Source organism: Candidatus Binatus sp. (genome assembly GCF_036567905.1).
Lineage (GTDB): Bacteria > Desulfobacterota > Binatia > Binatales > Binataceae > Binatus.
This window is the reverse complement of sequence record NZ_DATCTO010000057.1, coordinates 1-6874: the sequence shown is the minus strand read 5'-3', so window position 1 is coordinate 6874 and position 6874 is coordinate 1. Positions and strand designations below refer to the sequence as shown.

General features: G+C 65.4%; 4 protein-coding genes. All 4 read right to left on the bottom strand.

Annotated features, from left to right (window positions below; translation table 11 throughout):
- Positions 1 to 77: 77 nt before the first annotated feature.
- The gene (locus VIO10_RS09105) at positions 78 to 2456 is read right to left on the bottom strand and encodes a protein kinase domain-containing protein (RefSeq protein WP_331962649.1); all 2379 of its coding nucleotides are present in this window, start codon (positions 2454 to 2456) and stop codon (positions 78 to 80) included.
- A gap of 27 nt (positions 2457 to 2483) precedes the next feature.
- The gene (locus VIO10_RS09100; protein ID WP_331962646.1) at positions 2484 to 4541 is read right to left on the bottom strand and encodes a Stp1/IreP family PP2C-type Ser/Thr phosphatase; all 2058 of its coding nucleotides are present in this window, start codon (positions 4539 to 4541) and stop codon (positions 2484 to 2486) included.
- Between the two features lie 6 nt (positions 4542 to 4547).
- A complete protein-coding gene (locus VIO10_RS09095) occupies positions 4548 to 6257 on the bottom strand; it encodes a protein kinase domain-containing protein (protein WP_331962643.1) in 1710 nt (569 codons plus the stop codon).
- Positions 6258 to 6330: 73 nt separating this feature from the next.
- Positions 6331 to 6874 (bottom strand): FHA domain-containing protein (locus tag VIO10_RS09090; RefSeq protein ID WP_331962640.1); only part of this gene is annotated, 544 nt, incomplete at its 5' end.

Sequence of the window (6874 nt, the reverse complement as noted above, 5' to 3'; positions counted from 1 at the left end):
TGGCCGCGCGCGACAACGGAGCGCGGCCTTAATACCGGGTGCAGGGCTCAGCCCTGCGGTGCAGGGGTCACCCCTGCTTAGTTCGCCTGGGCGGTCCAGGTGCCGCGCTGGCCCGACGGCGTCGATTCGAAAGTGCCGCTTAACTGATCGCTGCGGCGCTGGCCTTCGAAGTAATACGTCTCGGTGCCGTATGGGACCTGGAACTGCAGATGGTTGCCGCGTACGAATCCGTCGATCGGCGTCATTCCGTAGCCTGACTGATGGATTACGAGCTCGCCGTGCAGGAAGCCGTTGGGCTGCGGACGCAGTCTAAGCTCCATCTCGGAATTGCCGCCGCTGCGAAGACCGCTGATCGTGCCGGTGGCGATCGTCGGCCCGAGCATGCTGCCCGAGGACGTCGAGCTGCCACCCATCGAGCTGCCGATCGCACCGCTGCCGCCCGGATACGTCGCGTATGGTCCCCCGGCGTCGGCGAGCACTTGGAATTTCCTCGCATCGAAAAATTGGCCGTTCAAATAAAAATTAACCGTGTAGGTGCCCGGCAGAAACGCGCCGCCGCGCGAGTTGCCGACGCGTCCGCTGAACGTCACCGTCTTCATACTGGGCGAGACCGGCTGAAAATCGTTGACCGCGCCCAGCGTGTGGCCGTCCGGCCCGATATACGCCGCATCGACGCGGTACTGGCCGGGCTCGAGCTTGTAGAGCCGGTTGTCGAACATGACCTCCCAGCCGACGAACAGTACCTTCGACACGTCGAAAGAGCTGGTCGCGCCCGACAGCGCGGTACCGGACTTGGTGGTGTTGAGAAAGTCGATACTGCGAAGCTGCAACGGCTTGGCGCGGCGCTCATCGATCATCGCGAGCTTGTGCGCTTCTTCGTCGCGCTTGCGCTGCTCCTCCTTTGCCGCCGCCGCAGCCGCCGCCTCGCTCGCGGCCTCCGCGTTCCTTGCGCTCACGTCCCGGTTGACGATGAAGCCTTCCTGCGCGAGCATCTTGTCGTCCGAGTAGAGCGCCACCGTGTAGGTGCCGGGCGGCTTGTTGGTCATCGTCGGCATCAACGCCACGCCGCTGAAGTCGGCGGTTGTCTGCGCAGGCCCGACAAAGATATTCGTGTCGCTGGACGCAATCTGAAGTCCGTTGGGTGCGTAAAAGCGCGCCTGAACCTTTTCGTCGCGCCCTTCCAGCCCGGCGAGCAGGTTCTTGAAGGTTGCGGTCCACTTCAGGTAGCGTGCGTTGGTCAGATCGGTGTCGTTGAACGTTGCCTGCGGCGGCGCCAGCGCGGTGCCCTCGCGCGTCGAGAGCGCCAGCGTCAGCTGCGAGAATTCGAGCGGATGCTCGCGGGCCTTGGCCAGCAACTCCTCATGCTTCCACGGCAGTGCGTCGAACAGCGGCTTGAGTCCGAGCCGCAGCTGTAGTTGCGGGCTTGAATATATGTACGTCCCGCCGAACGCCGCTCCCGCCAGCACCACCAGGAAAATCACAAGATTGATCGAACTTCTCAGCCGGCTGCGCGGCTTGCGATAAACGATCGGCGCCTCGTCGTATTCGAGTTGCTCGACCTGCGACAGCCCGCCGGTTCCGCCCGTCGAGCTCACGCTCCCGCCGTCGTGCGCAAGCCCGCGCCCGTAGAGCATCATGTCGCGAAATTCCTGGATGCGCTCGGGCCGCCCGCCTACCTCGTATGCCAGCGCCGCGTCGATGGCGCCGGCCAGGTTGCTCGACACGGCCGGGCACAGCTCGCGAACCGGCGGGAAACTGAAGGGCGGAAACTTTTCAGGATCGCGCCCGGTCAGCACGTAATGCAACGTCGCGCCCAGCGAGTAGATGTCGCTACGCGGATCGACCAGGCCCTGGTACTGCTCCGGCGGTGCGAAGCCGAGCGTGCCGATCATCGTGCCCTTGCGCGCCGCCTTGAACAGCCGCGCGATTCCAAAGTCCACCAACACCACCCGCCCGTTCGGATTTAACATCACGTTGGACGGCTTCATGTCGCGGTAGATTATCGGCGGCGCCAGCCCGTGCAGGTACGCGAGCACGTCGCACAACTGGCGCGCGATATCGATCACCAGCCCCTCGGGCAGCGGCTCGCCGCGCGCCGCGAGTTCCTCCTCGAGGTTGCGTCCCTCGACGTACTCCATCACCAGGTAATGGCGGTTGGCCAGTTCGAAGCGGTCGGTGATCGCGGGAATCGCCTGATGCTTCAGTTGCGCGAGCGTGTCGGCCTCGCGCGCGAAATATTCGTTGGCCTCGATCCGCTGCGCCTGATCGATAAAGTGATCGACCATCTCCTTGATCGCGCACGGGCGATTGGCCAGGCGCTGGTCGCGCGCCAGATAGACCATCCCCATCCCGCCGCCGCCGAGCAGCCGCTCGATCGCGTAGCGGCCCTGCAGCACGGTGCCGGACTCGAGCGGTCCGGTCAGCGGCTGCGGCGAGTCTTTGGGCGAGGTTGCCATCGTTAATCGCGGGCGCTCGCGTCGCGCCTAGCTTGCATAGACTACGATCACGGAAATGTTGTCGGTACCGCCGCCGGCGTTTGCCGCGACGATCAATTCTCGCGCCGCGTCGAAGGGATCGGGATTGCGCCCCAGAATGTCGTGGATCTGACGGTCATCGACGTGCGCCGTCAACCCGTCGCTGCAGAGCATCAGCTTGTCTCCGCGTTTGAGCTTGAGCGAGACCGCCTCCGCCCCCGCCGGCCCGCTCTGGCGCGCACCGAGCGAGCGCGTGATCACGTTCTTGTGCTCGTGCGTGTGCGCTTCCTCGGCAGTTATCTGCCCGATTTCGACCAGCCGCTGCACCAGTGAGTGGTCCTTGGTGACCTGGCGAAGCGTCGCGCCTTCCATCAGATATCCGCGGCTGTCTCCGACCCAGGCCACCGCCGCATCCGGTGGCGCGACCAGCGCGCATACGCCGGTGGAACCCATCCCGCGAGACTCCGGATGGCTCGCCACATATTCGATAATCCTGGAATTTGCTTCTTCGAGCGCGGCGGTCAGCAGTTCCGCGCCGTTTGTAACATCTCCGCGTGCGCCGGCGAGCCGTGTTTCAATGTAACTCCGGATCGTTTGTACGGCAATTGCAGAAGCGACTTCGCCCGCCTCGGCGCCGCCCATCCCGTCGGCAACGACGTACAAATGGCTCTGCGCCGGATCGACCATCGACTCGCGCGTGTACTCGACCGCCAGCACCGAGTCCTCGTTATGCTCGCGCACGCGGCCAACGTCGGTCATCGCGGCCGCGCGCAGCCGAAAAGCGCCGCCCAGCGCGATCAGCTCGGCTTTGAACTCGTCGATGGTCGGCCAGCGGTCGGCGGGACTGAAAGCGATTGCGCGGCGGATCGCATTCTCCAGCCGCGGGGTAACGACATGCGGCGGATAGAACTGAACCGGACCCGCCTCTTCGCGCCAGCTCTCGCTCGGAATCCTTGCGCCCGTAAGCCACGTGTAGAGGATCGCGCCGGCGGAAAAAATATCCGCGCGCTTGTCCACCTTTTTGCCGCGATAAATCTCCGGCGCCGTGTAGCCATCGTTGAAAATCGGCTCGCCCTGGAGCTCATTGTCGTTGCTGACGTAGTCCAGGCCCGTGAGCTTGAGCCGGCCGTCGGGGGCAACCGCGACCGATTCCGGGCAGATGTCATTCAGCCGCAGCGCTCGGCGATGCACATACGAAATTGCCTGGCAGACCTGGACGGCCGCCGCGATCGCTTCCGTCTCGCTCATTTTCCCGCCACCGCGGCAAAGCGCCTTGAGTTCCTCGTCGGCGTAAACCAGGTACACGCGCCCGTTTTCAGCGAATCCTTCGCTCGCGCGCTGAAAGGCGGGATGGTTGATCGTCTGTGACAGCGCGAGCACGCGCCCGAAGACTTCACCGAGATCTTCGCCGCCCGGCGCCGCCGCTTCCTCGCGCGCTCCGTCGTCGGTCTCGGGATTGGGTTGAGCTTCGGTTGCGATTGCCGCGATCGCTGCTTCGCTCGCTTCATCCGTGGATGAATCCGCGGCGGCCTCGGCCATCACGGTGGAAGCGGGAGCTGGATCGGCGTTGAAATCGACCGCCGGCTGGACGTCTTCCCCCGATGCGTTCGCGCCCGCCGGCTCTCCCGCCTGCGAACTCGAGGCGTGCATCTGCGGCGGCGACGCGGTCCCGTTGGTCTGCGCAACCGCCGGCCTGAGTTCCGCGGTCTTGGCGCTCGGGCCGTTGGGATCCTCGGGACGCGGCGCGGGCGCCGCGGGCGCCGCCGGATGCGGCGCTTCATCGGCAATTTCTGCCGCCGGTTGCGGGCCGAGGCGCTCGCGCAATGCGATCGATTCGGTTTTGCCGTCTCGGATGCGGTTTGCGCGATAACGATTTTCGATCGACGTCTGACCGGTTAACCCGACTATCTCGATCCCGCCCTTCAAAGACGTTCCCGCCGTCAGCGGCGTCGGCCGCGTCGGCGACTGCGATGCGGATGCGGCCGCCTTGGACAGCCCCTGTCCGCATCGGTCGCAGAACTTGGCGTCGTCCGATGCCTCTTGGCCGCATTCGGGACAGGTGATCATGGGCAGCTAGCCTCTCCGAAACTGCAATATAGCACTACCAAGCACCACCTGGTCGCGATCTTTTAACTTGTAGAGCTGGTCGCGCCCCAACTTGCCGCGCCCCGCGATGTAGGTGCCGTTAAGGCTGCCAAGATCGCGGATGAAGTAGTCCGCCCCGCGCAGGACTATCTCGGCATGGCGCCGCGAGACGCGATCCCCTCCGTGCGCGAGCTTGTTCAAATCGATGTCGAGCCTGTCGGCGGCGTCCTGCGATCGCCCGATCAAAGTGCGCATTCCGAAAATGCCGAACTCGATTTCATCGCCGCGCGCGACCAGCCTGGCCGGCGCAGCGGATAGGTCGGCGCCGTTGGGGTTATGCTCTGCGAACAATCCGCCGGAACCTGGGCCGGTCGAAATTGGCGGCGAATAATTGCGCGACGAAGACGCGCGCGGCCTCGTCGGCGATTTCGTGTCAGGCGGCCCCGATTCGCTCGTCGCTTCTCTGCGCGGCGCGTACGACGACGCAACCGCAGACGGATTCAGCTCCTTGGTCTTGGCCGTCGATGACCGGCTCGGCGCCATCGCAGACAGCCGCGCCTTGAGCCGCCGCTCGATCAGGCTGCGCGCCTTGCCGGTGAGTTCGATCGCTCTTTTGATCTGGGGCGCGACGATCTTTGCCGCCGTGCCGCCGCCGCTCTTGGTTTTTTCCGCGACCGGCTCGTTCAGCACGATCGTCGGCATCGTGGACGCTGGCGCAGCCGGCCCGGATACCGCCGACTTCCACGGGGTCGAGCGCGCCCGCGCGGGCGATGCTGGCGCACTGTTCAGCACGACCGTTGACAGCTGGGAACTCGGACTCGGCGCGCCCGCGCCGGTGGCGACCGCCAGTCCCCCGCTCCCGTCCAATCGCCCCGACCTGTTCTCGGGTGGCGGCTCGGGCAGCGCCCGCCGCATCTCCTTTGCCGACGCGGGCCGCTTGGCGATGTCCTGCTCGAGCGCCCGCATCACGGCATCCGCCGTCTTGACCGAAACTTCGGGCGACAGCTCGCGCAGCGGCGGAAAGCTGAACGGCGGCTCGAGCTGCGGATCGCGGCCGCTCAGCAGATGATGCATCGTGGCGGCCAGCGAGTAGAGATCCGAGCGCGGCTCGACCTTGCCCATGTACTGCTCGGGCGGCGCGTAGCCTACCGAGCCGATTTGGGTGCCGCGTCCGCCGGGCGGCAGGAAGCGCGCGATTCCGAAATCGATCAGCATCGCGCGGCCATCCTTGTCGATCATGATATTGCCCGGCTTCAAATCGCGATAAATTATCGGCGGCTTCTGCCCGTGCAGAAAATCGAGCACGTCGAGCATCTGGCGCGCCCACCTCAGCACCTTGTCCTCGGCGACTTTGCCCTTGGGACCCAGCTGGTCGAGCAGGTGCTGCAAATCGCCGCCCGCGACGAATTCCATCACCAGGTAATGGCGCGAGTTCTCGGCGAAGTGATCGATCAGCGTTGGGATTCCCGGATGCGACAGCCGCGCCAGCACGTTGGCCTCGCGGGTGAAGTCCTCGATCGCTTTCTTCTCCCGGATTCCGTCGCCGACCACCATCTCCTTGACCGCGACCGGCCGGTTCGCCAGGCGCGTGTCGTTGGACAGGTACACGCGTCCCATCCCGCCGACGCCGAGCACCTTCTTGACCCGATAACGACCGTCGAGAAGATGGCCCTCGGTGAGTGCCTCGCCCGCATTCATGGCGATTGTCTATGACCCTCTTCAACTTCCGCGCAGGCGGCGTACGTCCCGGCGCGACTGGAGGGGATGGCGGTCAAGATATCGTTTCTACCACCAGCTTGAGGAACGTTTTCCCGATGATCACCTCGTCGCCCGACTTGAGCTCGGCCGGAGCGCCCGGCGACAGGCGCGGCTGACGATTCACGTAGGTGCCGTTGAGGCTGCCGATGTCCTCGATCGTGATCTTGCCGCCGTCGATTCGAATCAGCGCATGCTTGCGCGAGATCTTGGCTTCGGGATCGTCGGCGTCGAGATCCACTTCCGGAAATGATCCGGTCTCGGGATCCCATCTGCCGACCAGGTTGTTGCCATCTTCGAGCGGAAATTCCTGGCCCTTGCGTCCGCCGCGAACCACCGACAGCTTCGCCTTGAACGGCGCGCCGGCGGCGGCCGCGGTTGGAGCTGACGGCGCACTCTCGGGCGCCGCTTCCGGCTTGATCTCACCGGTGGGCGCTTCCGACTTGGGCGCTTCGGCGCTCGCAGCCTCCGCCCCGGCCGCAGGCGCCGCGTTCGCGTCGCTACTTTCAGCCGGGGCTGCTGCGGGAGCTGCTTCAGGAGCCGCGGCGGCAGGCGCTGCG

Excerpts from the sequence above, each read along its gene's own strand:
- VIO10_RS09105 (WP_331962649.1), bottom strand. The coding sequence starts at position 2,456 with ATGGCAACCTCGCCCAAAGACTCGCCGCAGCCGCTGACCGGACCGCTC.
- VIO10_RS09100 (WP_331962646.1), bottom strand. The coding sequence starts at position 4,541 with ATGATCACCTGTCCCGAATGCGGCCAAGAGGCATCGGACGACGCCAAG.
- VIO10_RS09095 (WP_331962643.1), bottom strand. The coding sequence starts at position 6,257 with ATGAATGCGGGCGAGGCACTCACCGAGGGCCATCTTCTCGACGGTCGT.